The 26,800-nt window shown below is 67.8% G+C and carries 25 protein-coding genes and 1 pseudogene; 13 read left to right on the forward strand and 13 right to left on the reverse strand.

Translation table 11 applies throughout. The features are described from left to right. Positions 1-36 precede the first annotated feature (36 nt). The gene (locus AC07YH_RS09455) at positions 37-249 is read right to left on the reverse strand and encodes a hypothetical protein (protein WP_494746756.1); all 213 of its coding nucleotides are present in this window, start codon (positions 247-249) and stop codon (positions 37-39) included. A gap of 359 nt (positions 250-608) precedes the next feature. Here AC07YH_RS09455 and AC07YH_RS09460 point away from each other — a divergent pair, with 359 nt between their 5' ends. Continuing rightward, positions 609-1,106, forward strand: coding sequence for a YHS domain-containing (seleno)protein (locus AC07YH_RS09460; protein WP_494746757.1), 498 nt, complete (start codon positions 609-611; stop codon positions 1,104-1,106). Next, positions 1,103-1,585: a TlpA family protein disulfide reductase gene (locus AC07YH_RS09465; protein WP_494746758.1), complete on the forward strand. Its 483-nt coding sequence runs from the start codon at positions 1,103-1,105 to the stop codon at positions 1,583-1,585. Before AC07YH_RS09460 ends, AC07YH_RS09465 begins: the two co-directional genes overlap by 4 nt. A gap of 16 nt (positions 1,586-1,601) precedes the next feature. Here AC07YH_RS09465 and AC07YH_RS09470 read toward each other — a convergent pair whose 3' ends face one another. From AC07YH_RS09470 to AC07YH_RS09485, 4 genes and pseudogenes are all read right to left on the reverse strand, one after another. Further along, complete coding sequence (locus AC07YH_RS09470) at positions 1,602-1,784, reverse strand: DUF3606 domain-containing protein (RefSeq protein ID WP_047413801.1); 183 nt, start codon at positions 1,782-1,784, stop codon at positions 1,602-1,604. After that, positions 1,784-2,020, reverse strand: a pseudogene (locus AC07YH_RS09475) (hypothetical protein); the annotation flags it as partial. The pseudogene AC07YH_RS09475 and the gene AC07YH_RS09470, both read right to left, overlap by 1 nt. A gap of 619 nt (positions 2,021-2,639) precedes the next feature. Continuing rightward, the gene (locus AC07YH_RS09480; RefSeq protein WP_494746759.1) at positions 2,640-4,079 is read right to left on the reverse strand and encodes an aldehyde dehydrogenase family protein; all 1,440 of its coding nucleotides are present in this window, start codon (positions 4,077-4,079) and stop codon (positions 2,640-2,642) included. 89 nt (positions 4,080-4,168) lie between these two features. Beyond that, a complete protein-coding gene (locus AC07YH_RS09485; protein ID WP_494746760.1) occupies positions 4,169-4,639 on the reverse strand; it encodes an NUDIX domain-containing protein in 471 nt (156 codons plus the stop codon). A 278-nt stretch (positions 4,640-4,917) separates the two neighbouring features. Between AC07YH_RS09485 and AC07YH_RS09490 the strand changes: the two genes are divergently transcribed. From AC07YH_RS09490 to AC07YH_RS09515, 6 genes are all read left to right on the forward strand, one after another. Further along, on the forward strand, positions 4,918-5,691 hold the full coding sequence (locus AC07YH_RS09490) for an SDR family oxidoreductase (protein ID WP_494746761.1): 774 nt from the start codon (positions 4,918-4,920) through the stop codon (positions 5,689-5,691). A gap of 10 nt (positions 5,692-5,701) precedes the next feature. After that, positions 5,702-6,118 (forward strand): dihydroneopterin aldolase, encoded by a 417-nt coding sequence (gene folB / locus AC07YH_RS09495; RefSeq protein WP_494746762.1) that lies wholly within the window; start codon positions 5,702-5,704, stop codon positions 6,116-6,118. Then, complete coding sequence (locus AC07YH_RS09500) at positions 6,119-6,670, forward strand: hypothetical protein (RefSeq protein ID WP_494746763.1); 552 nt, start codon at positions 6,119-6,121, stop codon at positions 6,668-6,670. 119 nt (positions 6,671-6,789) lie between these two features. After that, positions 6,790-7,167: a DUF4870 family protein gene (locus AC07YH_RS09505; protein WP_494746764.1), complete on the forward strand. Its 378-nt coding sequence runs from the start codon at positions 6,790-6,792 to the stop codon at positions 7,165-7,167. A 5-nt stretch (positions 7,168-7,172) separates the two neighbouring features. Beyond that, positions 7,173-7,577 carry a DUF4870 family protein gene (locus AC07YH_RS09510; RefSeq protein WP_494746765.1) on the forward strand — a complete coding sequence of 135 codons (405 nt, stop codon included), beginning with the start codon at positions 7,173-7,175 and terminating at the stop codon, positions 7,575-7,577. 156 nt (positions 7,578-7,733) lie between these two features. Beyond that, complete coding sequence (locus AC07YH_RS09515) at positions 7,734-8,726, forward strand: tetratricopeptide repeat protein (RefSeq protein WP_494746766.1); 993 nt, start codon at positions 7,734-7,736, stop codon at positions 8,724-8,726. Between the two features lie 4 nt (positions 8,727-8,730). Here AC07YH_RS09515 and AC07YH_RS09520 read toward each other — a convergent pair whose 3' ends face one another. The 6 genes from AC07YH_RS09520 to AC07YH_RS09545 form a co-directional block, all read right to left on the reverse strand. After that, a complete protein-coding gene (locus AC07YH_RS09520) occupies positions 8,731-10,140 on the reverse strand; it encodes a glycoside hydrolase family 30 protein (RefSeq protein WP_494746767.1) in 1,410 nt (469 codons plus the stop codon). Then, a complete protein-coding gene (locus AC07YH_RS09525) occupies positions 10,140-12,428 on the reverse strand; it encodes a beta-glucosidase family protein (protein WP_494746768.1) in 2,289 nt (762 codons plus the stop codon). Before AC07YH_RS09525 ends, AC07YH_RS09520 begins: the two co-directional genes overlap by 1 nt. An 18-nt stretch (positions 12,429-12,446) precedes the next feature. Further along, positions 12,447-13,988, reverse strand: a complete 1,542-nt coding sequence (locus tag AC07YH_RS09530) for a tryptophan halogenase family protein (RefSeq protein ID WP_494746769.1) — start codon at positions 13,986-13,988, stop codon at positions 12,447-12,449. A 118-nt stretch (positions 13,989-14,106) separates the two neighbouring features. Next, positions 14,107-17,016: a TonB-dependent receptor gene (locus AC07YH_RS09535; RefSeq protein ID WP_494746770.1), complete on the reverse strand. Its 2,910-nt coding sequence runs from the start codon at positions 17,014-17,016 to the stop codon at positions 14,107-14,109. Positions 17,017-17,197: 181 nt separating this feature from the next. Next, on the reverse strand, positions 17,198-18,238 hold the full coding sequence (locus AC07YH_RS09540; protein WP_494746771.1) for a LacI family DNA-binding transcriptional regulator: 1,041 nt from the start codon (positions 18,236-18,238) through the stop codon (positions 17,198-17,200). Between the two features lie 140 nt (positions 18,239-18,378). After that, positions 18,379-19,251, reverse strand: coding sequence for a LysR family transcriptional regulator (locus AC07YH_RS09545; protein ID WP_494746772.1), 873 nt, complete (start codon positions 19,249-19,251; stop codon positions 18,379-18,381). A gap of 108 nt (positions 19,252-19,359) precedes the next feature. Between AC07YH_RS09545 and AC07YH_RS09550 the strand changes: the two genes are divergently transcribed. After that, positions 19,360-20,772, forward strand: coding sequence for an aldehyde dehydrogenase family protein (locus AC07YH_RS09550; protein ID WP_494746773.1), 1,413 nt, complete (start codon positions 19,360-19,362; stop codon positions 20,770-20,772). Positions 20,773-20,811: 39 nt separating this feature from the next. Here the strand turns inward: AC07YH_RS09550 and AC07YH_RS09555 are convergent, their stop codons facing one another. Next, positions 20,812-21,783, reverse strand: coding sequence for an alpha/beta fold hydrolase (locus AC07YH_RS09555; protein WP_494746774.1), 972 nt, complete (start codon positions 21,781-21,783; stop codon positions 20,812-20,814). Between the two features lie 419 nt (positions 21,784-22,202). Here AC07YH_RS09555 and ahpC point away from each other — a divergent pair, with 419 nt between their 5' ends. The 4 genes from ahpC to AC07YH_RS09575 all read left to right on the forward strand — a co-directional run bounded on the left by ahpC (position 22,203) and on the right by AC07YH_RS09575 (position 25,765). Next, positions 22,203-22,766 carry an alkyl hydroperoxide reductase subunit C gene (gene ahpC, locus AC07YH_RS09560; RefSeq protein ID WP_099581443.1) on the forward strand — a complete coding sequence of 188 codons (564 nt, stop codon included), beginning with the start codon at positions 22,203-22,205 and terminating at the stop codon, positions 22,764-22,766. Positions 22,767-22,926: 160 nt separating this feature from the next. After that, positions 22,927-24,513 carry an alkyl hydroperoxide reductase subunit F gene (gene ahpF, locus AC07YH_RS09565; RefSeq protein ID WP_494746775.1) on the forward strand — a complete coding sequence of 529 codons (1,587 nt, stop codon included), beginning with the start codon at positions 22,927-22,929 and terminating at the stop codon, positions 24,511-24,513. 108 nt (positions 24,514-24,621) lie between these two features. Next, the gene (locus AC07YH_RS09570) at positions 24,622-25,074 is read left to right on the forward strand and encodes an RrF2 family transcriptional regulator (protein ID WP_494746776.1); all 453 of its coding nucleotides are present in this window, start codon (positions 24,622-24,624) and stop codon (positions 25,072-25,074) included. Next, positions 25,064-25,765, forward strand: coding sequence for a class I SAM-dependent methyltransferase (locus AC07YH_RS09575; RefSeq protein WP_494746777.1), 702 nt, complete (start codon positions 25,064-25,066; stop codon positions 25,763-25,765). The genes AC07YH_RS09570 and AC07YH_RS09575 overlap by 11 nt, the downstream gene beginning before the upstream one ends. 64 nt (positions 25,766-25,829) lie before the next feature. On the opposite strand, the gene AC07YH_RS09580 is transcribed toward AC07YH_RS09575, so the two are convergent. Continuing rightward, a complete protein-coding gene (locus AC07YH_RS09580) occupies positions 25,830-26,720 on the reverse strand; it encodes a branched-chain amino acid aminotransferase (protein ID WP_494746778.1) in 891 nt (296 codons plus the stop codon). Positions 26,721-26,800 lie beyond the last annotated feature (80 nt).

Consider the following 26,800-nt stretch of genomic DNA (forward strand, 5'->3'; position numbering starts at 1 on the left):
CCGGGCGCGCGGCAAGGTTGCCGTTACGGCGTGACCTCAGGCCTTTCGCCGCCGCGCCGCCTTGGCCGCCGCCTCGGCTTGCGTCACCCGGGCGCTGAACGCCTCCAGGTCGAGGCCGAAGCGCGTCCCGCACGCCGGGCAGTCCAGCACCGGCAACATGCGCACGGCCTCGATGGCCGCGCGCACCTCCGCCCCGCACTCTGGGCACGGGAATTCCAGTTCAACGCCACCAACGTCCACGCCCGCCATACCGGTCGCCTCGCCGACTTCGTCTCCGACTCGCAGAGGAGACCATGCAAACGATGACACGGATACGACCGCTTAGCGCGCCTGCCGGGCCGCCCCGTCGAAGCGCTGGTCTTCGTCGGCGAAAGCCGAAACCGAACCCAGGGCCAGCACGACGCCGGCGACCGCGAAGACCGCCTCCATGGCAGTGCTCCGCAAAATCCTGAACCAGAAGAGCAGTCCAAGTCCGCCGAACGTCAACGCGTCTTGCCGAGCGCGGCGACCGCCTCGCCATTTTCTTCATCGCGGCCCGTAACCTTCCGGCCTCCTGGATCGAAGTCCTCAGCGGCCTGACCGAACGGTCGGCGGGCTCAGGAGAGGAAATGTCCATGGTTGCGTTCAAGTCCCGCGTCTGCGCGGCGTTCCTGCTGGCGCTGGCGCCCGTCGCGATCGGCCTCGCCGCCTCCCCCGCCGTCGCCGGCGTGACCGGCTCGACGGCGGCGATCAATGTCGACGAGAGCGGCCTTGGCCTGCGCGGCTATGACCCGGTCGCCTATTTCGACACCGGCAAGCCGACCCACGGCGACGCGGCCATCTCGGCCGCGTTCGGCGGCGCGCGCTACCTGTTCGCCTCCGAAGCCCATCGCAAGACCTTCCTGGCCTCGCCGGCGACCTATGTGCCGGCCTTCGGCGGCTTCTGCGCGGTCGGCACGTCGTACGGCCACAAGGTCGATGGCGATCCGGAGACCGGCAAGGTGGTCGACGGCAAGCTCTATGTGAACTTCAGCGACAAGGCCCAGGCCCGCTTCGACGCCGATCCCAAGGGCGTCATCGCCCGCGCCGGCGACAACTGGCAGACCGTCAAGGACCAGGCGTTTTGAGGCCGGCGGCGCGATCGGGCCTGCTGGCCCTGTCGGCGGTCGCCATCGTCCTGGCGACGTCGCCGGACGCCGGCGCGGCCGCGCCTTCCCCGCCCCTGCGGCGCGCGGACGGCCGGCCGCTGGACCTGGCCGCCCTGCGCGGCAAGACGGTCCTGGTCAACTACTGGGCCACCTGGTGCGCGCCGTGCCGGGCCGAGCTGCCCAGCCTCGACCGCCTGGCGGCGCGCCAAGGCGGTCGCCTGGTGGTGATCGCGGCCTCGGTCGACACCGACCCCGCCGCCGCCAAGGCCGCCTTCGCGGGCCGCTATCCGCACCTGAAGCTGGCCCACGCCTCATTGGCCGACCTCCAGCGCTTCGGCGCGCTGGGCGTGCCCTACACCGTCGTGCTGGACGGGCGCGGCGCGGAGGTCCGGCGCGTGCCTCGGGCCCTGGCCTGGGACGAGCGCGAGGGGGCGGCGGCGATCAGCGGCGCGAAGTAGCTTCCCGCGTAGGGCGTCAGCGCTTCTTGCCGAGCTCGGCGGCGATGTCCTTGGTCATCCGGCCGACCTTGCGATGGGCGGCGGTGATCTGGTCGCGGGTGACGCCCCAGCGCTTCATCCAGTACTCGACGGCCTGGCGCTCGGAGAGGTCCAGGCGATCCTTGTCGATGAAACCGCGCTTGTCCTTGAGTCCGGCCATTACTTCGTCATCCAGGGTTTGGAGTTGCCCGCCGCGATCTTCGAGGCTTGCTGTCGTTGGAACTTGCCGCCGCGCGGGGGTTTGGGGCGAGCGTCGAGCGCGGCCTGCTTCAGGCGCAGGGCGCGCTGGATCGGGGTCTCGTCGGGGCGTTCATCGCTCATGGTGGGGAGCGTATCTGAATCCCTCTTCCATAGGGAGAGGGAGGGGCCCGCCGCCGAAGGCGGTGGGAGGGTGAGGGGTTACACCGCCAACCGGCGCGCCGGCACGTAGCTCGCAACAGCGTCAAGATCGTCCACGGGCTTCGCCTGACCTCTCACCCTCCCACGCCTACGGCGCGGGCCCCTCCCTCTCTCAAAGAGAGAGGGTTTCCGGTAGGCGCCCTGCTTGTCGTGAAAAGACCTTCCTTCCAGGAAGGGCGCCAGCCTTACATCTCACGGCGAGACGATCGCCGGGCTGACCAGGTCACTATCTACTAGCCAAATATAGTAGCCTTGATGACCACCATCATTTGAGAAACGAGCATTCCAGAATCGCGAACAAACGTGGTACATACCTCCGAGGGGGAACCTCCGAAACTGGATCATCTATCTATGAGCAGAATTCGAGGCCGGAACGACGGCCCAAATGGACGCAACGAGCACTACGATGTTGGTGCGCGGCAGAATGTGCCTCGGCGAAACATCGTGGCTGAGATTAAGCGGGGTGAGCACCCAGGTACTCATGTCGTGACGATCAATGGCCGGGAATATGCCAGAGACAACCCCGACAGCTCGACAAGCGACAACGTCAACCGCGATTAGCAGACAAAGGGCGGAGCCTCACAGCCCCGCCCTCAGCAAACTCAATGCAAGCTGACTACTCCGCCGCCACCTTCGGCGCGTACCCGAGGATCGCCTTCGTCTCGAGGAACTCCCCGAAGGCGTGGTCGCCCCACTCGCGGCCGTTGCCGCTCATCTTGTAGCCGCCGAACGGGGCCATCAGGTCGGGGCTGGCGCCGTTCAGGTTCACCTGACCCGCGCGGAGCTTCGAAGCCACCTTCCGCACCGCCTCCGGGTCGCCGCCCGAGACATAGGCCGCCAGGCCGTACTCGGTGTCGTTGCCGACCGTGACGGCTTCCTCGACCGTGTCGTAGCCGAGGATCGAGATCACCGGGCCGAAGATCTCTTCCTTGGAGATCGTCATGTCGGGCTTCACATTGGCGAAGACGGTCGGCTTCACATAGTAGCCCTTGTCCAGGCCTTCCGGCCGGCCGACGCCGCCGGTGACCAGGGTGGCGCCCTCGTCGATGCCCTTCTGGATCAGGCCCTGGATCTTGTTCCACTGCACCTCGGAGACCACCGGGCCCATCTTGTGGTTGCCGTTCGGGTCGCCGACCGTGTGGCCCTCGGCGGCGGCCTTGGCGATGGCGATGACCTCGTCCATGCGCGCGCCGGGGACCAGCATGCGGGTCGGGGCGTTGCACGACTGGCCCGAGTTCATCATCACCGAGGCCACGCCGCCACCGACGGCGCGCGCGAAGTCGGCGTCGTCGAGGATGATGTTGGGGCTCTTGCCGCCCAGCTCCTGGTGGACGCGCTTGACGGTCGGGGCGGCGTTCTTGGCCACCTCGATGCCGGCGCGGGTCGAGCCGGTGAACGAGACCATGTCGACTTCAGGATGGCTGGACATCGCCGCGCCGACCGTGGGGCCGTCGCCGTTGACCAGGTTGAAGACGCCGGCCGGAACGCCGGCGGCGTGCAGGATCTCGGTCCAGATATAGCCGCTGAACGGCGCGATCTCGGACGGCTTCAGCACCATGGTGCAGCCGGTGGCGAGGGCGGGCGCGACCTTGCAGGCGATCTGGTTCACCGGCCAGTTCCACGGCGTGATGAAGGCGCAGACGCCGATCGGCTCCTTGACGATCCGGGTGGTGCCGCGATCTTCCTCGAACTTGTAGCCCTTGAGCACGGCGGCGGCGGTCTGGACGTGGCCGATGCCCATGGCGGCCTGGGCGCGCTGAGCCAACCAGGCGGGGGCGCCCATCTCCTCGGTGATGGCCTTGGCCATGTCCTCGAAGCGCTTCTGGTACTCGGCGATGATGCGCTCGAGGATGTCGATGCGCTCTTCGCGGCTGGTCTGGGAGAAGCTCTCGAACGCCTTGCGGGCGGCGCGGACCGCGCGGTCGACATCGGTCTCCGAGCCCATCGAGATCACGCCGGCGACCGCCTCGGTGGCCGGGTTGATGACGTCCAGGCGCTTGGGGGCGGCCGGATCGACCCAGGCCCCGTCGATATAGAACTTGGTGTACTCGCGCATGCCGTTCTCCTGCCCTTGGATGGTGGGTCCGCTCTGCGGGGCGGTTTCAAACAAGCATTTAATGTGATCGGCGTTCAGGTGGCTAGCCCTCACCACATCACATCTGGCTCCACGTCGCCCAGCGCCTCGGCGATCCGTCGCCGCGTGGCCTTGGTGGTCTCTTCCGGAAGGTCGGCCGGATCGAACCAGCCGACCGCGTGGATCTCGCCCTCGGCGTCCGAGGCGCAGGGCTCCCAGGCCTCGACGCGATAGACTAGCACGTGGTCGCCGGGGTGCAGCACCTCGTTGCTGTGGGCCGAGAGCAGGCGCGGACGCGACAGCGCACGCACGCCGGCCTCCTCCTGCAGTTCGCGAGCCACGGCGGTCTCGGCCGTCTCGCCGCGCTCGACCCCGCCACCGGGCAGGTACCAGCCCTTGATGTAGGTGTGTTGGATCAGCAGGACCTTGCCGGCCTGGTCCAGGACCACCGCCCGCACCCCCAGGGTCAGGCCTCGCCTCATCCGGAAGAAGGCGTAGACCAGCGGGCGGGTGAAGGGTTCGATGCGACGGCGCCAGAGCATGCGGCCGTTGTAGCGATACGCCGAGGAACCGAAAACCTCGTCCTTCGACAAGCTCAGGATGAGGTTTTCTATGGAACCGCCGCAACAGTAGCCCTCATCCTGAGCCTGTCGAAGGACGAGGGCTGCTCCACCGCTTGCGGTCCAGGCCGCGCACCGCTAAAGCCCCATCAACTGTCTTTCTTTCCGGAGCCGCGCCATGCTCGCGATCGGTGTCATCGCCATCTTCCTGGGCGTCATCCTCGCCCTGAACTACTTCGAGTTCGGCCGCATCGACTAACATGACCCAGACGGCGCGCGGCGCGGCCCTGGTCACCGGCGCGGGTCGCCGGATCGGCCAGGCCCTGGCTCTTGAAGCCGCGCGCGCCGGCTACGACATCGCCGTCCATCACCGAGGCCCCGCCGACGAGGCCGAGGAGACGATCGCCGCCGTGCGCGCCCTGGGCCGCCGCGCGATCCCGGTCCGCGCCGACCTTTCCGTCGAAGCCGATGTGCGCGGCCTGATCGGGCAAGCTTCCCAAGAAAGCTTAGGGGGGCTTGGCCCCGTCACCCTGCTGATCAACAGCGCCTCGGCCTTCCAGGACGACCGCGTCGGCGATCTTGCCCGCGAGACCTGGGACCTCCACCTCGAGACCAACCTGCGCGCGCCGATCGTGCTGGCCGAGACCTTCGCGGCGGCGCTGCCGGCCGAGGCTCACGGCCTGGTGGTCAATATCGTCGACCAGCGCGTCTGGCGGCCCAATCCGCAGTTCTTCAGCTACACCCTGGCCAAGGCCGGGCTGTGGTGGGCGACCCAGACCTTGGCCCAGGCGCTAGCGCCGCGCATCCGCGTCAACGCCATCGGTCCCGGCCCCACCCTGCCCTCGACGCACCAGGCCCCCGGCGAGTTCGAGGCCGAGGCGGCCGGCGTGTTGCTGGAACGCCGCGTCGCCCCCGACGACATCGCCGCGGCCCTGCGCTACCTCATTGACGCAAGGTCGGTGACGGGCCAGATGATCGCGGTGGACGGCGGCCAGCACCTGGGCTGGAAAACGCCCGACATCGTAGCGCCTTAGGAGGCCACGCTTGGCCGCAGCTCCGCTTCAAGACACCGCGCCCGCGCCTGCCCCCGCTCAAGACCTGGGACGCATCATCGTGACCAAGGTCTTCGTGCGCGGCTTGAAGGTCGAGGCCGGCATCGGTGTCTACGACCACGAATATGATCGCCTGCAGACCCTGATGATCGATGTCGAGCTGGACGTGGCCGCCAGCCATTTCGAGCGCCTGGGCGACACCGTGAATTACGAGACCATCGGCGAGGCCGCCCGCGCCATCGCCGCCGAGGGCCATGTCGGCCTGGTCGAGACCTTCGCCGAACGCCTGGCCCAGGCCTGCTTCTTCGATCCCCGCGTCACCCGCGCCCGGGTGCGGGTCGAGAAGCCCTCGGCCCTGGCCCCGCACGCGGCCGCCGCCGGCGTCGAGATCACCGCCGTCCGGTCCTAGATGGAACTCGTCCACCGCGCCCGGCTTGCTCCCTTCCAGCCCGAAACGGTCTGGACCCTGGAGGCCGGGACGCTGGTGGAGACGCGCGGCAAGGTCGAGCGCCGCTTTCCGCTGTCCAGCCTGACGCGCTACAGCCTGGCCACCGACAAGGCTGGCGGTCGCCGCCGCAGCCTGCTGCTGACCTTCGGCCGTCGTCGCTTGAGCATCGCCTCGCAGAGCTATGTCGGCCCCGGCCAGTTCGAGGATCGGCTGGAGAGCTTCTCGACCCTGGCTCGCGCCGTCGCCGCCGTCGGGGCGGACATGGCCCCCCGCGCCCGCTTCGGCTTGGCACGGTTCGACGCCCGCGCTGCCTTCACCTGGATGATCGGCCTGACCGCCTTCGGGGCGGCGGCGATGCTGCTGTTCTCCCTGACCGCCGGCATGGCCTCGGTCGGGATCGACATGGCCGCGCGGATGGGCTTTGTGCTGATCCTGATGTTCGCGGTGCTGCCCTGGCTGAACCGGGGGACGCCGTTCGACCCGCACGACCCGCCGCACGATCTCTTGCCTTAAGGCGCCGCGCGAGGCGCGCGGGGCTTGAATTAAGGCTTCTTCATGACGCCACCTTCATTTGCATCCCGCGTCGATCGGCGCGATCGTTGGGCCAACAACGTTCTCTTAGGCTCAAGCTCGTGTCCGACCCCAACCCCACAATCGACCCCGCCGTTCCGCAGCGCTTGCAGGACGACAAGACCCTGCCCGGCGCCGTCTACGCCCTGCATATCGCCGGCGTAGCCACCGGCGGCCTGACCTGCCTGATCGGGGCGATCATCGCCTATGTCAGCCGCAAGGACGCGCCCGAGTGGCTGGCCAGCCACTACGAGTTCCAGATCCGAACCTTCTGGCTGGCGATCGGTTTCAGCATCGTCGCCCTGCTGCTGACCCCGGTCGGCATCGGCATCGTCCTGCTGCCCGCCGTCGGCGTTTGGCTGGTCGTGCGCGGCGTCGTGGGCCTGTCGAACCTCTTTAAGGGCCAGCCCTACCCCACTCCCAAGAACTGGATGATCTGAAGACCATGACCGACACCACCGCCGTCACCACGCCCGTGGCCGAAGAGGACAAGGTCCTGCCGGCCGTCGTCTATGGCCTCTACCTGCTGGGCTTCACCAACGGCCTGACGTGGATCATCGGCCTGATCGTCGCCTATGTGAACCGCGACGCGGCCGGGCCGATCAACGAGAGCCACTTCACCTTCGCCATCCGGACCTTCTGGCTGTCGATCGCCTGGTTCCTGATCGGCGGCGCGCTGATCTTCTTCGGCATCCCGATGCTGATCGTTCTGGTCGGCCTGCCGATGATCATCGCCGGCGGCCTGATCCTGGGCGCGGTCGGCCTGTGGTTCGTGGCCCGCTGCGTGATGGGCATCTACTATCTGGCCCGTGGCGAGGCGTATCCGCGCCCGCGCGCGTGGCTGATTTAAAGGCGCCCAGCTCGCTGGGCGCCCGCTGAAAAGTCATCCGTTCGCCCCCCTTCCCCTGCCGGTTGAGACGGCTCGACGGAAGCGTGGCCATCGGATGACTTGTGCGGCCTGGCGGTTGGACACCTCTTTCGGGAGGTATGCGTTCGGGGGGACGTGATGCTGGCGCGACTGGTTGGGATCATCTTGGGGCTGATCCTGGCGACGTCGGGATACGTGGCGGCGGGTTGGGGCTCGCTGGGGAACTGGGCCACGAATCTCGATCTCGGACCGTTCGAGCCGCATCGACCGATCGTCGGTGTGGTGGCGGCGATGGTGGGCGGGGTGCTCATCGTCGCCGCCCTGCTGCCCCGTTCCAAACCCAAGAAGCGCAGGGTCACGCCGATGGCCTTCGGGCTGGAGCTGCAGGAGCCCGTGGCCCAGCCGGTGGTCGCGCCGCCACAGCCCACGCCGGCGCCGACGCTCGTGGCAATCGTACCGCTCGTGACGCCGCCCGTCATGCCCGTGGCGGCTCCCACGCCGGCGCCGGTCCCGCAGGCTCCGCCGCCCCCGCCCAAGCCCAAGACCTTCGCCGAACTGCGCGTCCGTCTCGTCTCGCTCAGCCGCGACGAGGCCTGGAGCGAGGCCGCCCGCACCCTGATGGCCATGAAGGCCGCCGCCGACACCGACGAGGAGCACGCGGTCGTCTATCGCGACCTCGGCGACTTCGCCCGCGCCCAGGGCCAGATGGACGACGCCGCCGAGGCCTATGACACCTCGGTCTCCTACGCTCGCCAGGTGCATCAGGCGCACGGCGCAGACGAGAGCGCCGAGCTGCTGGCCGGCTCGCTGTCGGGTGTCGGCGACGTAGCCGAGACCGAGGGCCGCCTGGACGCCGCCCTCTCGGCCTTCGAGGAGGCCTTGGCCCTGCGCCGCTCACGCGGCGGCCGCGAGGCCGGCGACGTCTGCGCCCAGCGCGCCTTGTCGGTGAACCTGGAACGCCTCGCCGACCTGCGCGAGGACCGTGGCCACCGCATGCGGGCCCTGGACCTCTACCGCGAAAGCTACGACATCGCCGGCCGCCTCGCCGCCGCCGACCCGACCAAGTTCGGGCCGGACCTGGCGGCGACGCGGGCGCGACTGAACGAGCTGGAAGCGAAGATCGCGACCTAGACGGCTACCAGGTAAACGTCGTCGCCGCCCGCGCCGGGATGCTCGCCTTGAAGCGCTTGCCGCCCTCGACGATCGCGAAATCAGCCGCTGCCTTGCCGGTGTTGAGCACCAGCAGCACCCGTCCGCCGTCGCGGTTCTGGAAGGCCACCGTGCGCAGGTCGCCGACCTTTTCCGGCGAGCCGATCCGCACCGCGCCGGGCTTCACGAAGCGGCTGGCTTGGCCGAAGGCGTAGTATTCCTGGGTGCGGGTGATCGCGCCGGTCGTGCTGTCGATCGTCACCACAGGACGGCAATTGCCGCAGCCGCCGGCGTGGGGGCCGAACTTCTCGTCCAGGGCCAGGTTCCACATCAGGACGCCCTTCGCGCCGCGACGGGTGGTGCCGATGATCAGCTGCTCGACCAGCCACGAGAAGCTGTCGTCGAACTTCGGGGCCCACTCCCCGCCCGAGCACTCAGTGAAGAACACCTCCTTGTCGGGATGGGCGGCGCGGACGGTCTCCATGGCGTCGACATTGCCGGCGTAGCAGTGCCAGGCGACGCCGGCGACGAAGGCCCTGGCCTTGGCGTCGGCCAGCACCGTCGTCGGCTGCTGCGGCTGGTCCCAGTTGTGGTCCCAGTCCAGCGCCTTGGTGGCGATCTTCTCGCGCTTGAACACCGGAGCCAGGTTCTCGCCGAAGAACTTGGCGCGATCCGCCGGCAGCCAGCGCATGCCCGGATAGCTGTCAGGCTCGAAGTCCGGCTCGTTCTGGATGCTGATGTAGTCGGTCGGCACGCCGACCTGCTTGGCCTCATGGATGTAGCGGGCGAAGAAGTCGGCATAGACCGGATAGGCGTCGGGCTTCAGTTGGCCCTTCACCAGCGAGCCGGTGGTCTTCATCCAGGCCGGGGCGCTCCACGGCGAGGCCATGACCTTGAGCTCAGGATTGATCTTCAGCGCCGCGCGGACGGTCGGGAAGACGTACTCCTGCGGCCGCTTCAGCGAGAAGTGCTCCAGCTTCGGGTCGGCCGCGCCGTTCGGGGCGTCGTCGAGGCTGTAGTGGTCCAGCGAGAAATCCGAAGCGCCGATGGTCAGCCGCGTGAAGCTGAAGCCGAGGCCGTCCTTGCCGCGTCCATAGAGCTCTTTCAGCAGGGCGTCCCGCTGAGCCGGAGCCAGCTTGTTCTGGATCAGCCAGGCCGAGGCGTCGGTGATCGCCGCGCCGAAGCCGACGATCGTCTGGTGGCGCTCCTTGGCGTCGACGGCGATGACCGGCAGGCCGTTGACCGCGTCGGCCGCTACGAGGCCGGACGGCGCCTGGGCGGCCAGCAGCTGGCTCTTGTCGCCGGTGGTCGTCCAGCTTTGCAGCTTGGGCGCGGCGACGGCGGGGGCCGCCACGACGAGCGTGGCGACGGCGAGGGTGAGGGCGAGCGTGCGCATCAGGGTTTCCGCGACCAGGCCTTGAGGTTGGCCTTGCCGGTCAGGGCCATGTCCCCGGCGTGGCTGCCAACATAGAGCGGATAGCTGCCGGCCGGGATCGTCCAGCCGGGCTTGGCGACGTCGTAGTCGGCCAGCAGGCGCGGCTCGACGGTCAGGGTCACGCGCTTGGTCTGGTCGGGGGCCAGGTCGACCTTCTCGAAGCCCGCCAGGCGGACCATCGACTTGCGCTGGCCGGCCGTGACGTAGAGCTGCGGGGTGTCGGCGCCGGCCACCTTGCCGGTGTTGGTGACGTCGAAGCTGACCTTCAGGCCCGCCGCGTCCTCGACCTTGAGGTTCTTGTAGGCGAAGGCCGTATAGGAGAGGCCGTAGCCGAACGGATAGAGCGGCTGGCGCTTCTCTTGCGCGTACCAGCGGTAGCCGACGGCGGCGCCTTCCGGATATTGCACGGTGAAGCCCTTGATGCCGTCGACCTTCTGGCCGGCGCGGCGGGCGTCGTCGATGGCGGCCTGCTCGGCGAAGCCCGGGGCGCTGGCGCGGGGGGCCTGGTTGGCGCTCTTCGGGAAGGTCATGGCCAGGCGGCCCGACGGGTTGACCTCGCCAAACAGCAGGCGGGCGATGGCCTGGCCGCCGCGCTGGCCGGGATACCAGGCCTGCAGCACCGCGCCGACGCGATCCAGCCACGGCATGGTCACCGGACCGCCGGTCTCCAGCACCACGATGGAGTGCTTGTTGGCGGCGGCGACGGCGTCGATCAGGGCGTCCTGGTTCTCAGGGAGAACGATCGAGGGCGCATCCTGGGCTTCGGTCTGCCAGTGCCAGGCGAAGACGATGGCGACGTCGGCGTCTTTAGCCGCAGCAGCGGCGGCGGCCGGGTCCTTGCCGTCGACATAGATCACCTGCGCGCCCGGTGCCGCGGCCTTGATGGCCTCCAGCGGCGAGGAGGCGTGCCAGGTGACGCGGACGAACGAAGCCGCCTCGCCGCCGTTCAGCGGGATCTCGACCGGCGCGCCGCCAACCGAACGCACCTGCGACGAGCCGCCGCCCGAGATCACGCCGACATCGGCATGGGCGCCGATCAGCACGATCTTCTTGGCCGTCTTGGCCAGCGGCAGCAGGTTCCCCTCGTTCCTCAGCAGCACCGAGCCGCGCTCGGCCACGGCCTGGGCGACCTTGGCGTGGGCGGCGTAGTCGATCGGCTGGGCCGTCGTCGGGGTCGGATTGTCCATCAGGCCCGAGGTGATCACCCCGTGCAGGATGCGACGGACCATGTCGTCCACGCGGGCCTGGCTGACCTCGCCCTTGGCCACGGCGGCCTTCAGGTCGTCGCCGAAGAAGATCTGGGTGTCCAGCTCCTGGCCGGACTGCTGGTCGAGGCCGGCGAGCGCCGCCTTCACCGTGCTGTGCACCGCGCCCCAGTCGGACATGACAAAGCCCGGATAGTTCCAGTCGCGCTTCAGCACCTTGTTCAGCAGGAAGTCGTTCTGGCAGGCCCAGTCGCTATTGACCTTGTTGTAGGCGCACATGACCGAGGCGGGGTTGGACTTCTCGATGGCGATCTGGAAGGCCAGCAGGTCGCTCTCGCGCAGGTCCGCCTCGCCGATCTGGGCGTCCATCACGTGACGGCCGGTCTCCTGGGCGTTGAGCGCGAAGTGCTTGATCGTCGAGATGATGTGGTTGGACTGCACGCCCTTGATCTGCTCGGCGCCCATCTCGGCGGCCAGCAGCGGGTCCTCGCCCAAATATTCGAAGTTGCGGCCCGCCCACGGGTCGCGGGTCAGGTTCATGCCGCCGGCCAGCAGGACGTTGAAGGTCTTGGCGCGGGCTTCGGCGCCGATCATCGCGCCGCCGGCATAGGCCAGCTTCGGCTCGAAGGTCGAGGCCAAGGCCAGGCCCGACGGGAGGGCGGTGGCGACGTCGCCCTTGCGTTGCTCGACCTGGTTGGCCACGCCCAGGCTGGCGTCGCTTTCACGCAAGGTCGGGATCTTCAGGCGCGGCACGCCCGGCACGTAGCCGGCCGAGGGGATCATGTCGGTCGGGGCCGGCTTGGTGTTCGGCGGGAAAAGGCCGTGCAGGTACGCGATCTTCTCGTCCATCGTCATCTGCTTGACGAGGGCGTCGGCGCGGGCCCAGGCGGCGTCGCCCTTGCGCGGCGCCAGCGGGGCGCTGTCCTTGGTCGGCATGACCTGGGCCAGCGCGCCCGAGACCGGAGTGAGGGCGAGCAGCGCCACGGCGGCGGTGGTCCGGCACAGGATCCGCAAGGCGGATGAAGGCTGGGCGGCGGTCGTCATGGCGTTACTCCGTGGAACTCAGGATGTCGGAACAGGGGTCGCGGCCAAGGAAGCCGCGAGGGGCGGCGCCTGGCAGGTCTTGGCCACGAACTCGGCATGGCTGGGCATCACGGCCAGGCATTTGCCGATCACGGTCTGGATGTTGCGAAGGTGGGCGGCGATGGCCTCGTCCGAATGGACGCGGACCAGCGGGTCATAGGACTTCGGGATGATCCCCTGGCCCAGGAACACCTGGATCCAGCTCTCCTCGGTGAAGAGCTCGTCGTCCTCGCGGAACACCCGTCCGTTGGCGCGGAAGAGATCGATCTTCCGCTGCAGGGTCGCGGGGACCTCCATGTCGCGGCAGTAGCGCCAGAACGGCGTGTCGTCGCGCTCGGTGGCCTTGTAGTGCAGGATGATGAAGTCGCGGATGCGCTCGTATTCGAAGTCGCTCTGGCGATTGAACTCGTCGATATTGGCCTGGTCGAAGCCGCCGTCCGGCAGCAGGCGAACCATGCGGATCACCGCCGACTGGATCAGGTGCAAGCTGGTCGATTCCAGAGGCTCCATGAACCCGCTGGCCAGGCCGATCGAGACGCAGTTCTTGTTCCAGATCTTCTTGCGCTTGCCGGTGGTGAACCGCAGGCGCATCGGGTTGGCGCGCTGGGCGCCGTCCAGATTGGCCAGCAGGACGCGCTCGGCCTCATCGTCGTCGATGTACTGGGACGAATAGACGTGGCCGTTGCCGGTGCGGTGCTGCAGCGGGATGCGCCACTGCCAGCCGGCGTCATGGGCGGTCGAGCGGGTATAGGGCGTGAAGTTCTCCGAGCGCTCGGTCGGCACGGCGATGGCCCGGTCGGCGGGCAGCCAGTGCGTCCAGTCCTCGTAGCCGGTCTTCAGCGCCTGTTCGATGATCAGACCGCGGAAGCCCGAGCAGTCGACGAACAGGTCGGCGGAGATGACCTCGCCGTCGTCCATGGTCACCGACTGGACGAAGCCGTCCTCGGGCCGCAGCGTGACGTCGACGATCTTGCCCTCGCGCCGCTGGACGCCACGCGCCTGGGCGTAGGTCGACAGGTGCTTGGCGTAGAGGCCGGCGTCGAAGTGGAAGGCGTGGGCGATGTGGCCGATCGGCGACTCGGCCATGTCGGCGCGGGCGCGCATGAACTTGTCCTGCCACGCCATGGCGTTGTTGATCGACAGGTCGTCGAACGCCGGGGCCTGGCCCAGCTCGCGCATCCGCAGCCAGTACTGATGAACCCGCAGCCAGCCCAGGTCCTGACCCAGCACGCCGAAGCCGTGCAGGTAGCTGTCGCCCTTGCGGAACCAGTTCCTAAACTCGATGCCCAGCTTGAAGGAGCCCTGCGTCTTGCGCAGGAAGTCGTCCTCGTCGATGCCGAGCAGCTCGTTGAATTTCTTGATGGCGGGGATGGTGGCTTCCCCGACCCCGACGGTGCCGATCTGCTCGGACTCGATCAGGACGATCTCGTAGAGACCCTGGAACAGGCGCGAGCACAGCGCCGCCGTCATCCATCCGGCGGACCCACCGCCGGCGATCAGTATCTTCTTGAGCGGTTGCAACCACCCGCCTCCCGTCTAGCTCAGAAGTCGGGGCCGCCGTTGGGCGACCCCGCCTCCGATTGGTTCTTGCCTGGCGAGCCGGCCCTTGCGGGGGAGCGCGGCCGGCTCAGCCTTCTGCTTAGAACCGATAGTTCACGCCGAACAGGAACTGTCGGCCGTACTTCTCGTAGGTTTCCGGCAGCGAGCCGCCGTTCTTGGTCTTGGCGCCGCCGCCATCGATACCGACGCGGGTCCGGTACGGCGAGTCCGTCAGGTTGTTGACCTGCAGCAGCACGCCCAGGTTCTGCAGCGGACCGTCCTCGAAGGTGTAGCCGACCTGGGCGTCCACCTGCTTGTCGGCCAGGATCTCGGTGAAGCCGCGCGTGGCGTACAGCTGCACCACTTCACCCTTGAAGGCCGAGCGGTAACGCTGGCTGATCCGCGCCTGGAAGCCGCCGCGCTCGTAGTAGCCGGTGACGTTGTAGACCGTCTTCGACAGGCCCGGGATGCGCGAGGGCGCGGCCGGGTTGCTGGTCGGGTTCAGGTCCGACTTGGTCAGCGACAGGCTACCCTGCACGCCGAAGCCCTTCAGCAGGTCGGCGAACTGGCCGAAGTCGACCGCGCCGCTGAACTCCAGGCCCTTCAGGCTGCCGCCGTTGCCGTTGGTCGGCAGGGTGATCTGGCCGGCGGTGCTGACGACCACATTGGCCGGCAGCGAGGCGCCGACCGGGATCGGCACGCCGGTGAAGTCGAACGGCAGGGTCTGGTTGTAGATGTAGGTGTCGAGCTTCTTGTAGAAGGCGGCCACCGACACGTAGGTCGCGGGGCTGACGTACCACTCGTAGGCCAGGTCGGCGGCCTTCGCCATCCACGGCTTGAGGTGGGCGTTGCCGCCCGAGGCGGTCCAGGGGTTCACCACCTGGCCCTCCTTGTCGCAGCTGGCCTGGGTGCTGCAGATCAGCGCGTTGAACGACGGAGTGACGTTGGCGCGCAGGTCGTCCATGCGCGGGCGCGCCATGGTCTTGGACAGCGAGCCGCGCAGGCGATGGCCGCCGCCCAGGTCGTAGATCAGGTTCAGGCTGGGCAGGACGTCGGTGTAGTCGTCCTTGGCGTTGACCTTGGTCGGGACGATCGGCAGCTTGACGCCGCCGACGGAACCGCCGTCGTTGATCTGGACGCCGCTCGACGCCTGCTTCTGCTGGACCACCTGCAGGCCGACATTGCCGCGCAGGTCGCCGGCCTGGAAGTTGGCGCGGGTGAAGAAGGTCGTGACCTCCTCGGTGATGTCCCAGTTCTTGTCGAAGAAGTTGGCGTCGAGGATCGGCGACCAGTTGTAGTACTTCCGCCAGCTGTCGCCGACATTGAAGCTGAGCACGCCGCCCAGGCCCGCGAAGCCCAGCTGGGTCGGGCTGACCAGGTCGCTCGCGGCGACCAGAACCTGCTGACGACCGTTCTTCAGGAACAGGTCGTTGTCGGAGACGGTCTTGCCTTTGTCGCGCTTGGTGTAGTTCACGCCGGCGCTGACCTGGGTGATGAAGCCGTCCAGGTCGTGCTCCAGGCGGACGTCGACCGCGGTGACGTCTTCCTTGACGTGCGGGAAGCGGATCGCGCCGTCGTGACCCCAGCCCCCCCACGGGGCGTGGTCGCCCAGCGAAACCTTGCTGGCGTCGGCGTAGTTCAGGCCTTCGTCATATTGCGAGAAGCCGTCGTCGGCGATCACAAAGCCGATCTTGTCGAACGTCCGGCCCACGTTCGGCGTGGCCCCGGTGACGCCGCCCACGCCCAGGCCGTAGCCCGCGTAGGTCTCCATGATCTGTTCTTTGCGCTTGTTCGACGAGTAGGACAGGTCGCCGATCAGGCGGGTCTTGTCGCTGATCTTGTACTCGGTGTTCAGGCCGGCCGAGAATAGCTGGTCCTGGCGCGTGTTGTAGTCGTTGCGCAACTGGAAGGCGCCGTTGTTCAGCACGCCGCTGCGCGCGAACTTGGTGCCGCCCAGGTCCTCGGTCTTCACCGAGGTGAATTCCGCGCCAACGTCGGCGCCGGGGTTGGAGAACCACTGCGCGCCGCGCGTCACTTCATGCTGCTTGAAGGTCGAGTAGTACAGGTCGGCGGTCGCGTGGAAGCGGTCGGTAGGCTCCCACTCGAAGATGCCGATCACCGCATCGCGCTTGTTGTTGCGCGAGGTGGCGAAGACTTCCTGGCCGTTCAGCATCAGGGCGCCGTCCGAGCTGTCCGGAATCGGACGGTCCCTCGGGTCGGCCGGGAAGGCGGCGGCCGACGTGGTCTTCAGCGGGTCGAAGGCCTCGTAGCCGTAGGCCTTGTAGTGCTTCACCTGCGACGGCGAATCCAGGTGCGCGTAGCCCAGGGCCACGCCGATCGTGTCGTCGGCGAACTGGTTGATGTAGCTGGCGCTGAAGCGGCCGCCCGTGTTGCGGGAGTCGTCGTTCAGCTTCTTGCCCGAGGTCTTTTCGCCGCGAAGGTTCAGGGCCAGGACGCGCTTGCCGTATTCCAGCGGACGCACGGTGCGCAGGTCGGCGGTGCCCGACAGGCCCATGCCCGAGACCTGGGCGTCGGGGGTCTTGTAGATCACGACGCTGGACAGCAGTTCCGACGGATACTGGTCGAACTCGACGGCGCGGTTGTCGCCCGAGCTGGCCTGCTGGCGGCCGTTCAGCAGCGTGGTGGTGAAGTCGGGCGCGAGACCACGGATCGAGATGACCTGGGCGCGGCCGTTGACGCGCTGGGCCGCCAGACCCGGCAGGCGGGCGATCGATTCGGCGATCGAGACGTCCGGCAGCTTGCCGATGTCTTCGGCCGAGACGGCTTCGACAATCGAGGTTTCGTTCTTCTTGATGTTGATCGAGTTCTGGATGCCGGCCTTGATGCCGGTCACCACGATGGCGTCGACCGTGTCGTCGGCCTGCGGCGCCGGAGCGGCGGCCTGCTGGGCCGTGGCCGAACCCGCCAGGGCCAGCGTGATCGCGGCGGCGGAAGCGGTGACGTAGAATTTCTGGATGTGCGGGCGCATGCCGCTCTTGCGGTGTCGCATCGTAAAGTTCTCCCCTCTGAAGCCGCTCCTGCGCGAGCGACTGTCTTTCTTGTCGTGAGACCAACCTTGGCCGTGGAAGCGCTTCCATGGAAGCGCTTCCACTAACCTCGGAGCCGACAACGTTGTCAAGGTCGAAACAATTGGATTTGGGGACGGCTCCGCAGTGCGTCCCGGCGCGTGGCTATTGGGCCGCGGTGGTCTGCCGGGAGACGACCGCATGCTCCAGTTGCTGGAACACCGGTCCTGACGCCGTGGTGGTTCCGTTCAGGCGGGCCACCAGCATCTCGACGGCGCGCTGGCCCAGCACCTTCACCGGCTGATGAACGGTGGTCAGGGGCGGCCAGACGATGGCGGCGACGGGGGCGTCATCGAAGCCGGTGATCGAGAGGTCGCGCGGAATGCTGAGGCCTCGCGCGTGGGCCGCCGAAAGCACCCCGGCGGCCATGTCGTCATTGGCGCAGACCAGGGCGGTGGGGGCCAGCGGATGGTCCAGTAGTCCCGGCGCCAGGTGCGTGCCCGAGCGGAAGGTGAAGTCGCCGCGCACCATGGTCCAGGCGTCGTCGCCAAGGCCTTGCTCGGCCAGGGCGCGCTCGAACCCCTTCATGCGGCGGTCGGCCGAAAGGTGGCCTTCCAGCCCGGCGATAAAGCCAAAGCGACGATGGCCCAGGCGCAAAAGCTCGCGGGCCATGTCGTAGCCGCCAGCCTCGTCATCGACACCGACGCCGTCGGCGATCCCCCGTCCCGGCCCGCCCGGCGACACCGTCACCACCTTGCAACCCTGAGCCAGGGCCGCCTGAATCAGCGAGACGTCATCACTATAGGGCGGCGACAGGATCAGGCCCTCGCAGCGCTGGCTGGTGATCAGGTCCAGCACCCGCTTCTCGCGGTCGGGGGTTTGCTGCGGGACGTTCTGGACCAGCACCTGATAGCCCAGGGTCAGGCAGGCCCGCAGAGCCCCCAGCTCCAGAGCGGATTCGTAATAGGAGTTCGGATCGTTCTCGAGGTCCGAGGCGAAGACGAAGGCCAAGAGGCGGCTGGCGCCGCCCGCCAGGCTGCGGGCCTGCGAATTGACCTTGTAGTCCAGCTGCTCGATGGCCTGCATGACCCGGGCCCGGACCTCGTCACGGACATTGGGGCCGCCGTTCAGCACTCGAGACACCGTCACGCGCGCCACGCCCGACACGCGGGCGACGTCGTCGATGGTCGGTCTCTTGCCGGTCAAAGCACACTCCACTGGATGCAGGAACATGTCGGGGATGGCCCGATCGCACAAGCGGCCTACGTCCTTAAGGCGAAGGTTCGCGCGACACGGTTCGCATAATTGGTCGAGCCAATCAATATAATTGGCCTTACCAAATGACCCTAGGCGCGCTCGCGGATCAGGTTGATCAGTGCCCGGAGCTTGGCGGGGACCAGCCGGCGGCCGGGAAAGTAGAGGCTGAGGCCCGGGTAGGACGCGGTCCAGTCGTCCAGGACGGTGACCAGCCGGCCGTCGGCCAGCGGCGCAGCCAGGGTGCGCGCCTCCAGATAGGCCAGGCCCGCGCCCGCCAGCGCGGCCTGGGCGATCAGGTCGGTGGCGTCGAAGGTCAGGGCCGCCGGCGCGTCGATCACCACCGCCTGGCCGCGCCGCTCGAACTCCCAGCGATAGATGCGCCCGCCGCCCATGCGCATGCCGATGCAGTCGTGGCTCAGCACGTCGCCGGGGACCGCCGGCGCCGGATGCGCGGCCAGATAGGCCGGCGAGGCGACCACCACCGAGCGCAGGGTCGGGATGATCGGCACGGCGATCATGTCGGCCGGGATCGCCTCGGCGATGCGCACCCCGGCGTCGAAGCCCAAGGCGTTGACGTCCACCAGGGCGTTGTCGGTGGCGATCTCCAGCTGAACGCGCGGATAGCGGCGGGCGAACGCCAGCCACAGGTCCATCAGCATGGCCGCCGCGCCCTGGGCCATGTTCAGCTTGAGAGTCCCGGACGGTTCGGCCGCGTGGACGCCGATCGCTTCGACCGCCTCGTCGATGGTGGCGAGCGCCGGAGTCACCGCCGCGACCAGGGCCTCGCCGGCTTCGGACAGCGCCACGCTGCGGGTGGTGCGGTTGAAGATGCGCACGCCCAGCCGCGCCTCCAGCGAAGCCACCGCATTGCTCAGCGCCGAGGACGATACGCCCAGCTCCCGCGCGGCGGCGCGGAAGCCGCCGTGACGAGCCACGGCGGCGACGGCTTCCAGCTCGGACAAGGTCGGCTTCATTGCGCGATATTGATTATCAGTTCGTGCGGATTTGGGCGACTTATTCCATCAGCGCCACAGGCCTAGTTGAGGCTCCAGCCCGCACTGGAGACCCTCATGCGCGACATCGACCAGATCTATATCGACGGAGCGTTCGTCACTCCGCACGGCGACGCTGTCGCCCCCTTGTTCAATCCTTCGACCGAAGAGCCGATCGGCACGGTCCGCCTGGGCGACGCCGCGGACGTCGATCTCGCGGTGGCCGCCGCCCAACGCGCCCTGCCCGCCTTCGCCAACACCACGCCGGCCGAACGCGCCGCGCTTCTGCGCCGTCTGAGCGAGGCCGTTACAGCCCGCGCCGACGCCCTGGCCGCCGCCATGCGCCTGGAGTACGGCGCGCCCGCCGGCTTCGTGGAGTTCGCCGCCCGCCGCGCCGGCGGGGTGTTCCTGGACATGGCCAAGGTGGTCGAGACCTATCCCTTTCGCCGGACGATCGGCCGAGCCGAGGTCGAGATGCGCCCCTCGGGCGTCGCCGCCGCGATCACGCCGTGGAACAGCAATATCGGCTTCATCTGCGCCAAGCTGGCCACGGCCGTGGCGGCCGGCGCGCCGATCGTCATCAAGCCCTCGGAGATGAGCGCGACCCAGACCCAGGTACTGCTGGAGGCCCTGCACGAGGCCGGCCTGCCGCCCGGCGTGCTGAATATCGTCAACGGCTATGGCGACGTGGTCGGGGCGGCGCTCAGCGGCCATCCGGGCGTGCGCAAGGTGACCTTCACCGGCTCCACGCCCGTGGGCCGCACGATCCTGCGCACCGCCGCCGACAGCTTCAAGCGCGTGACCCTGGAACTGGGCGGCAAGAGCCCCAGCCTCATTCTGGAGGACGCCGACCTGGACCTGGCGATCCCGCAGGTGCTGGCGGCCGGCTTCATCAACAGCGGCCAGGCCTGCATCGCCGGCACGCGGATTCTGGCGCCGCAAGGCCGCTTGGCAGAGATCCAGGCGCGGCTGGTGGAGGGGATCGGCGCCTTCAAGGTCGGCCGCCCGAACGATCCGGAAGCTCGCATCGGCCCGCTGGTCAGCGCCAGGCAGTGGGAGCGGGTGCAGGGCTACATCCAGCTGGGCCTCGACGAGGGCGCCACGCTGCTGGCCGGCGGCCTGGGCCGTCCCGAGGGACTGGAGCGCGGCTGGTTCGTGCGCCCGACCCTGCTTACGGCGACCAACGCCATGCGCATCGCCCGCGAGGAGATCTTCGGACCGGTGCTGTGCCTGATCCCCTATGCCGACGAGGAAGAGGCCATCGCGATCGCCAACGACACCGACTATGGCCTGCACGGCTATGTGTTCGGGATCGACGCGCGAAGGGCCCGCGCGGTCGCCGGGCGGATCGAGGCCGGGCGGGTCTCGATCAACGGCGCGCCGCACGAGCCCCTGGCGCCATTCGGCGGCGTCAAGCAGTCGGGCATCGGTCGCGAGTTCGGTGAATTCGGCCTCGAGGCCTTCCTGGAACCTCAAGCCATCATCGCCTGAACAACGGAGGCGGGCCTAGCGGCCCGCCTCCTTGGGTGATCAGCGGGCGACCTTGCGGTCCAGGAAGTCGCGGATCAGTGGGGCCATCTCGTCCAGCTTGTCCTCCAGGGCGAAGTGGCCGGTGTCGAGGATGTGCATCTCGGCGTCGGGCAGGTCGCGCTTGTAGGGATAGGCGCCCTCGGCCGGGAAGATCTTGTCGTTCTTGCCCCACACCACCAGGGTCGGCGGCTTGCGGTCACGGAAGAACTGCTGGAATTGCGGGTAGAGCGGCACGTTGGTGCGGTAGTCGTAGAACAGGTCCAGCTGGATGTCCTTGTTGCCGGGGCGATCCAGCAGGGCCTGGTCGTGGGTCCAGTTGTCGGGGCTGATGCGGCTCAGGTCCTTGACGCCATCCGTGTACTGAAACTTCGTCGTGTCCAGGGTCAGGACGCCCGACAGCGCCTCGCGGTGGGCGGCCGAGCCGTCGGCCCAGTAGGCCTTGATCGGGTTCCAGAACTCGCGCAGGCCCTCTTCGTAGGCGTTGCCGTTCTGGACGATCAGGCCGCTGACCCGCTCGGGGTGTTTCAGGGCCAGGCGGTAGCCGACCGGCGCGCCGTAATCCATCACATAGAGGGCGTAGCGCTCGGCCTTCAGCTGGGTCAGCAGCGTGTCGGTCATGTCGGCGAAGTGGCCGAAGCTGTATTCGAACTTGGTGTGGTCCGGAGCGTCGCTCTGGCCATAGCCCGGATAGTCGGGCGCGATGACGTGGTACTTGTCGGCCAGCAGCGGGATCAGGTTGCGGAACATGTGCGACGAGGTCGGGAAGCCGTGCAGCAGCACGACGACCGGCGCGTCGGCCGGGCCGGCTTCGCGGTAGAACATCTTCACGCCGTCGATGGTGGCGGTGCGGTAGTGGACCACCGGCGGAGCGACGCGGACGGCGGCGGCCGGGGCCTTGGGCGCGGCGGTGGCGGCGCTGATCGGGGCCAGGGCGGCGGTGGCCAGCAGGACCGAAACAAGCAGGCTTTTCATGGCGGATCTCCTCTGAGCGAGGTGATCGGCCGGTCGCCGTCGCCTCATGACGAGGAAGATATTGCTGCTCGAAATTTCTTGAATTGGCGCAATGCGGAAGGGATTATTTCATTCTGCGCAACAGACCGCCAACAGCGCCATGGAAGCGATCTCGGTCGTGGAAAGCCCGCGCGCGACCCTCGGCAAACCCTTGCTCCACAAGTTTTTGCGACACGCGGCCAGGGCGGCCGCACCTGGAAGGCATACCCAAGTTTCAATTATTCATCATTTGATCAACCAGACATGACACCGGCGGACAAACCCATCTCGCTTTTGCGAAATTGATAGATCCTATCTATCCTGAGCATGAGTTTTATCAATTTGATCAATCGAGAGTCGGGCCGCTAACAGGGCGCATCTTCTTCCAACCGGAGCGCCTCATGTCGCTGATCAACACCGAGATCAAACCCTTCACCGCCCAAGCCTACAAGGACGGCAAGTTCGTCACGGTCAGCGAAGCGGACACCAAGGGCAAGTGGTCGGTCTTCTTCTTCTACCCCGCCGACTTCACCTTCGTCTGCCCGACGGAGCTGGAAGACCTGGCCGACAACTATGACGTCTTCACCCGCCTGGGCGTCGAGATCTACTCGGTGTCGACCGACACGCACTTCTCGCACAAGGCCTGGCACGACAGTTCGCCGGCCATCGGCAAGATCAAGTACACGATGATCGGCGACCCGTCGGGCGTGGTGACCAACAACTTCGAGATCATGCGTCCCGGCGTCGGCCTGGCCGACCGCGGCACCTTCCTGGTCGACCCGCAAGGCGTGATCCAGTTCATGGAAGTCACCGCCGAAGGCATCGGCCGCAACGCCATCGAGCTGCTGCGCAAGATCAAGGCCGCCCAATACGTGGCCAGCCACCCGGGTGAAGTCTGCCCGGCCAAGTGGGAAGAGGGTGAAAAGACCCTCGCCCCGTCGCTGGACCTGGTCGGCAAGATCTAAGTCCTTCGACCCTGGCCGCCGCTCCGGTTCCAGCCCGAACCGGGGCGGCGCGCCTCTCTACCGAACTACCGACTATCTGATCGTCCGCCGCGTTCGATCCCTCCCCCCAGACAATCGAACGCCTACCTTTTCTCCCCCTAGCTTTTTGGGAGCGCGCCTCATGTTGGACGCCGGTCTGAAGACCCAGCTGACCACCTATCTGCAGAACCTGCGCCAGCCGATCGAACTGGTCGCCTCCCTCGACCAGAGCGCGGGCGCCAAGGAGATGCTGGCCCTGCTGGAAGACGTCGTGTCGACGTCGGACAAGGTCAGCCTGAACCTGTCGGGCGACGACGCCCGCAAGCCCTCGTTCGCGATCACGCGCGCCTCGGGCGATGCGGATGTGCGCTTCGCCGGCCTGCCCCTGGGCCACGAATTCACCTCGCTGGTGCTGGCCCTGCTGCACGTCGGCGGCCACCCGCCGCGCATCGACGCCGAGGTCATCGAACGGATCAAGGCGCTGGACGGCGACTACCGCTTCGAGACCTATTTCTCGCAGTCCTGCCAGAACTGCCCCGACGTGGTGCAGGCGCTGAACACCATGAGCGCGCTGAACCCGCGCATCACCCACGTCGCCATCGACGGCGCCCTGTTCAAGGAAGAGGTCGAGGCTCGCCAGGTCATGGCCGTGCCGACCATCCTGCTGAACGGCGAAGCCTTCGGCCAGGGCCGCATGGACGTCGAGCAGATCCTGGCCAAGCTGGACACCGGCGCCGGCGACCGCGCGGCTGAGAAGATCAAGACCAAGGACGCTTTCGAAGTGCTGGTCATCGGCGGCGGCCCAGCCGGCGCCGCGGCCGCTGTCTACGCCGCCCGCAAGGGTATCCGGACTGGTGTCGCGGCCGAGCGCTTCGGCGGCCAGGTGCTGGACACCATGGCCATCGAGAACTTCATCTCGGTCCCTCACACCGAGGGTCCGAAGATGGCCTCGGCGCTGGAGCAGCACGTCAAGGAATACGACGTCGACATCATGAACCTGCAGAAGGCCGTCGGTCTGGTCCCGGCCAAGACCCCGGGCGGCCTGATCGAGGTCAAGCTGGAGAACGGCGCCAGCCTGAAGTCGCGCACCGTCATCCTGTCGACCGGCGCCCGCTGGCGGAACGTCAACGTCCCCGGTGAGGCCGAGTACCGCAACAAGGGCGTGGCCTACTGCCCGCACTGCGACGGCCCGCTGTTCAAGGGCAAGCGCGTGGCGGTGATCGGCGGCGGCAACAGCGGCGTCGAGGCGGCCATCGACCTGGCCGGCATCGTCGCCCACGTGACGCTGATCGAGTTCGACAGCCAGCTGCGCGCCGACGCCGTCCTGCAACGCAAGCTGGCCAGCCTGCCGAACGTCAAGATCGTCACCTCGGCCATGACCACCGAGATCCACGGCGAGAACGGCAAGGTCTCGGCCCTGTCGTACAAGGACCGCAACCACGACAGCGTCCACCGCGTGGACCTGGAAGGCGTCTTCGTCCAGATCGGGCTGGTGCCCAATACCGAGTGGCTGAAGGACTCGGGCGTCGCCCTGACCAACCGCGGCGAGATCGAGGTCGACTATCGCGGCGAAACCTCGCTGCCCGGCGTCTTCGCCGCCGGCGACGCGACGGTGACGCCGTACAAACAGATCATCATCGCCATGGGCGAAGGCGCCAAGGCCTCGCTCTCGGCCTTCGACTACATGATCCGCCAGGTCCCGGCGAACGAGGAGCAGGAGGCGGCTTAAAGCCCCTCTCCTTCGCGAGATCGAAATCAGGCCGTCCGGGAGCGATCCCGGGCGGCCTTTTCGTTTGCCTGGTTGACGCCCGTCGATTCTCGCAACATATGAAGTTACATGAGACAGAACAGCCAGCTGTCGGGGGTGCTGCACGTGTTGCTGCACATGGCCGAGCACGATCGCCCCTCCACGTCCGAGGACCTGGCCAAGGCCATGGCCACCAATCCGGTGGTCGTCCGGCGCATCCTCGGCGGCCTGCGCGACTCAGGGCTCGTGGCGTCGGAGAAGGGCCACGGCGGCGGTTGGGTGATCGCCCGGCCGCTCAGCGAGATCACGATGCTGCAGGTGCACGAGGCCCTGGGCTCGGCGGAACTGCTGGCGATCGGCAACCGTACCGAGGCCCCGCAGTGCCTGGTCGAGCAGGCGGTCAACAACGCCTTGGGCGCGGTCTTCGACCAGGCCGAGGCGGTGCTGCGAGCCGGCTTCGGCGCCGTGACCCTGGCCATGCTCAGACAGGATTTCCACGCCGGCATGGTCGCCCGTGGCCAGGAGACGCCCCATGCGCACTGAAGACGGTTCGAAACAGTTCCTGGCCGCCTTCTCCGATCCCGAGGCGGTCGCCAAATATGCCGACGGCCCGCGCCGCTTCGTGCCGGGCTTCGAGGCCATGCATCAGATGTGCGGCCTGCTGCTGGCCGAGCGCGCCCCGGAGATCGCCCGGGTGCTGGTGGTCGGCGCGGGCGGCGGGCTGGAGCTGAAGGCCCTGGCGACGGCGCATCCGGGCTGGACCTTCGTCGGCGTCGACCCGGCCGGCGAGATGCTACGCCAGGCCGAACGGACCCTCGGTCCGCTGATGGACCGGGTCGAGTTGGTCGAGGGCTATGTCGAGGACGTCGTGGCCGGCGGGTTCGACGCGGGCACCTGCCTGCTGACCCTGCACTTCCTGCAGCACGCCGAGCGCGTCGACACCGCCGCCGCCATCCGCGCGCGCCTCAAGCCTGACGCGCCGTTCGTGGCCGCCCACGGCAGCTTCCCGCAAGGCCCCGGCGAGCGCGACCTCTGGCTGGACCGCTACGCCGCCTTCGCCATCTCGCAGGGTGTCGAGGCGGAGAAGGCCCTGGGCGCGCGCTCGGCCGTGGCCAGCATGGCCGCCATGATCGCGCCGGAAGAGGACGAAGCCATCCTGCGCGAGGCCGGCTTCCACGACGTGGCGATGTTCTGGGCCGCCTTCACATGGCGCGGCTGGGTCGCCTACGCCTGACCCAAGAAAAACGCCGCCCGGATCGCTCCGGGCGGCGTCGTCATTCCAGTGACCAACGTCAGCCTCAGGCCGGCGTCAGTTCCTCGTTGCGGACCAGGGCCGCGTAGGTGTCCATCAGGTCCAGCGACAGCTTGCCGGGCGTGAACTTGAACTCGCCGATTTCCGAGACCGGGGTCACCTCGGCGGCGGTGCCGACGATGAAGCACTCGGTGAAGGTCGACAGCTCTTCCTTCTGGATGTGGCGCTCGACGATCTCGATCCCCTTGCCGCGCGCGATGTCGATCACCGTGCGGCGGGTGATGCCGTCCAGGAAGCAGTCGGGCTTGGGCGTGTGCAGCGCGCCGTCCTTGACGAAGAACACGTTCGCGCCCGTGGCCTCGGCCACATAGCCGCGATAGTCGAGCATCATCGCGTCGGCGTAGCCGTCCTTCTCGGCGGCGTGCTTGGAGATGGTGCAGATCATGTAGAGGCCGGCGGCCTTGGCCGCGACCGGGGCGGTCTTGGGGTCCGGGCGCTGGTACTTGGCCCAGGTCAAGCGGATGCCCTTGGCCTTGGTGGCCGGGTCGAAATACGACGGCCAGTCCCAGACGGCGATGGCGACGTGGATCTTGGTCTGTTGCGCCGAAACACCGATCATTTCGCTGCCGCGCCAGGCGATCGGACGGACATAACAGTCCTTGAGGCCATTCTTGGCCGCCGTCGCCTTGCAGGCCTCGTCGATCTCGGCCACCGTGTAGGGGATCTTGAAATCGAGGATTTCGGCCGACTTGAACAGGCGCTCGGTGTGCTCGGTGAGCTTGAAAATCTCGCCGCCGTACATGCGCTCGCCCTCGAAGACGGACGAGGCGTAGTGCAGGCCGTGAGTCAGTACGTGCACCTTCGCTTCGCGCCAAGGAACGAACTGGCCGTCCAGCCAGATCCAACCGTCACGATCGTCGAAGGGAACCAGAGACATCGGCCCAAGACCTCCTTATTTGGGAACCCGGCCCTTAGACGCCCCGAGGGCCAACGCGTCAAATAAAATGGACTCCATGC

It is taken from the genome of Caulobacter sp. GW456-12-1-14-TSB4, assembly GCF_059424195.1.

Coding starts and splice junctions, on each gene's coding strand:
- AC07YH_RS09555 (WP_494746774.1), bottom strand. CDS start 21,783: ATGAAAAGCCTGCTTGTTTCGGTCCTGCTGGCCACCGCCGCCCTGGCC.
- AC07YH_RS09490 (WP_494746761.1), top strand. CDS start 4,918: ATGACCCAGACGGCGCGCGGCGCGGCCCTGGTCACCGGCGCGGGTCGC.
- AC07YH_RS09570 (WP_494746776.1), top strand. CDS start 24,622: ATGAGACAGAACAGCCAGCTGTCGGGGGTGCTGCACGTGTTGCTGCAC.
- AC07YH_RS09525 (WP_494746768.1), bottom strand. CDS start 12,428: ATGACGACCGCCGCCCAGCCTTCATCCGCCTTGCGGATCCTGTGCCGG.
- AC07YH_RS09550 (WP_494746773.1), top strand. CDS start 19,360: ATGCGCGACATCGACCAGATCTATATCGACGGAGCGTTCGTCACTCCG.
- AC07YH_RS09520 (WP_494746767.1), bottom strand. CDS start 10,140: ATGCGCACGCTCGCCCTCACCCTCGCCGTCGCCACGCTCGTCGTGGCG.
- AC07YH_RS09580 (WP_494746778.1), bottom strand. CDS start 26,720: ATGTCTCTGGTTCCCTTCGACGATCGTGACGGTTGGATCTGGCTGGAC.
- AC07YH_RS09455 (WP_494746756.1), bottom strand. CDS start 249: ATGGCGGGCGTGGACGTTGGTGGCGTTGAACTGGAATTCCCGTGCCCA.
- AC07YH_RS09470 (WP_047413801.1), bottom strand. CDS start 1,784: ATGGCCGGACTCAAGGACAAGCGCGGTTTCATCGACAAGGATCGCCTG.
- AC07YH_RS09485 (WP_494746760.1), bottom strand. CDS start 4,639: ATGCTCTGGCGCCGTCGCATCGAACCCTTCACCCGCCCGCTGGTCTAC.
- ahpC (WP_099581443.1), top strand. CDS start 22,203: ATGTCGCTGATCAACACCGAGATCAAACCCTTCACCGCCCAAGCCTAC.
- AC07YH_RS09460 (WP_494746757.1), top strand. CDS start 609: ATGTCCATGGTTGCGTTCAAGTCCCGCGTCTGCGCGGCGTTCCTGCTG.
- AC07YH_RS09480 (WP_494746759.1), bottom strand. CDS start 4,079: ATGCGCGAGTACACCAAGTTCTATATCGACGGGGCCTGGGTCGATCCG.
- ahpF (WP_494746775.1), top strand. CDS start 22,927: ATGTTGGACGCCGGTCTGAAGACCCAGCTGACCACCTATCTGCAGAAC.
- AC07YH_RS09510 (WP_494746765.1), top strand. CDS start 7,173: ATGACCGACACCACCGCCGTCACCACGCCCGTGGCCGAAGAGGACAAG.
- AC07YH_RS09515 (WP_494746766.1), top strand. CDS start 7,734: ATGCTGGCGCGACTGGTTGGGATCATCTTGGGGCTGATCCTGGCGACG.
- AC07YH_RS09535 (WP_494746770.1), bottom strand. CDS start 17,016: ATGCGACACCGCAAGAGCGGCATGCGCCCGCACATCCAGAAATTCTAC.
- AC07YH_RS09575 (WP_494746777.1), top strand. CDS start 25,064: ATGCGCACTGAAGACGGTTCGAAACAGTTCCTGGCCGCCTTCTCCGAT.
- AC07YH_RS09500 (WP_494746763.1), top strand. CDS start 6,119: ATGGAACTCGTCCACCGCGCCCGGCTTGCTCCCTTCCAGCCCGAAACG.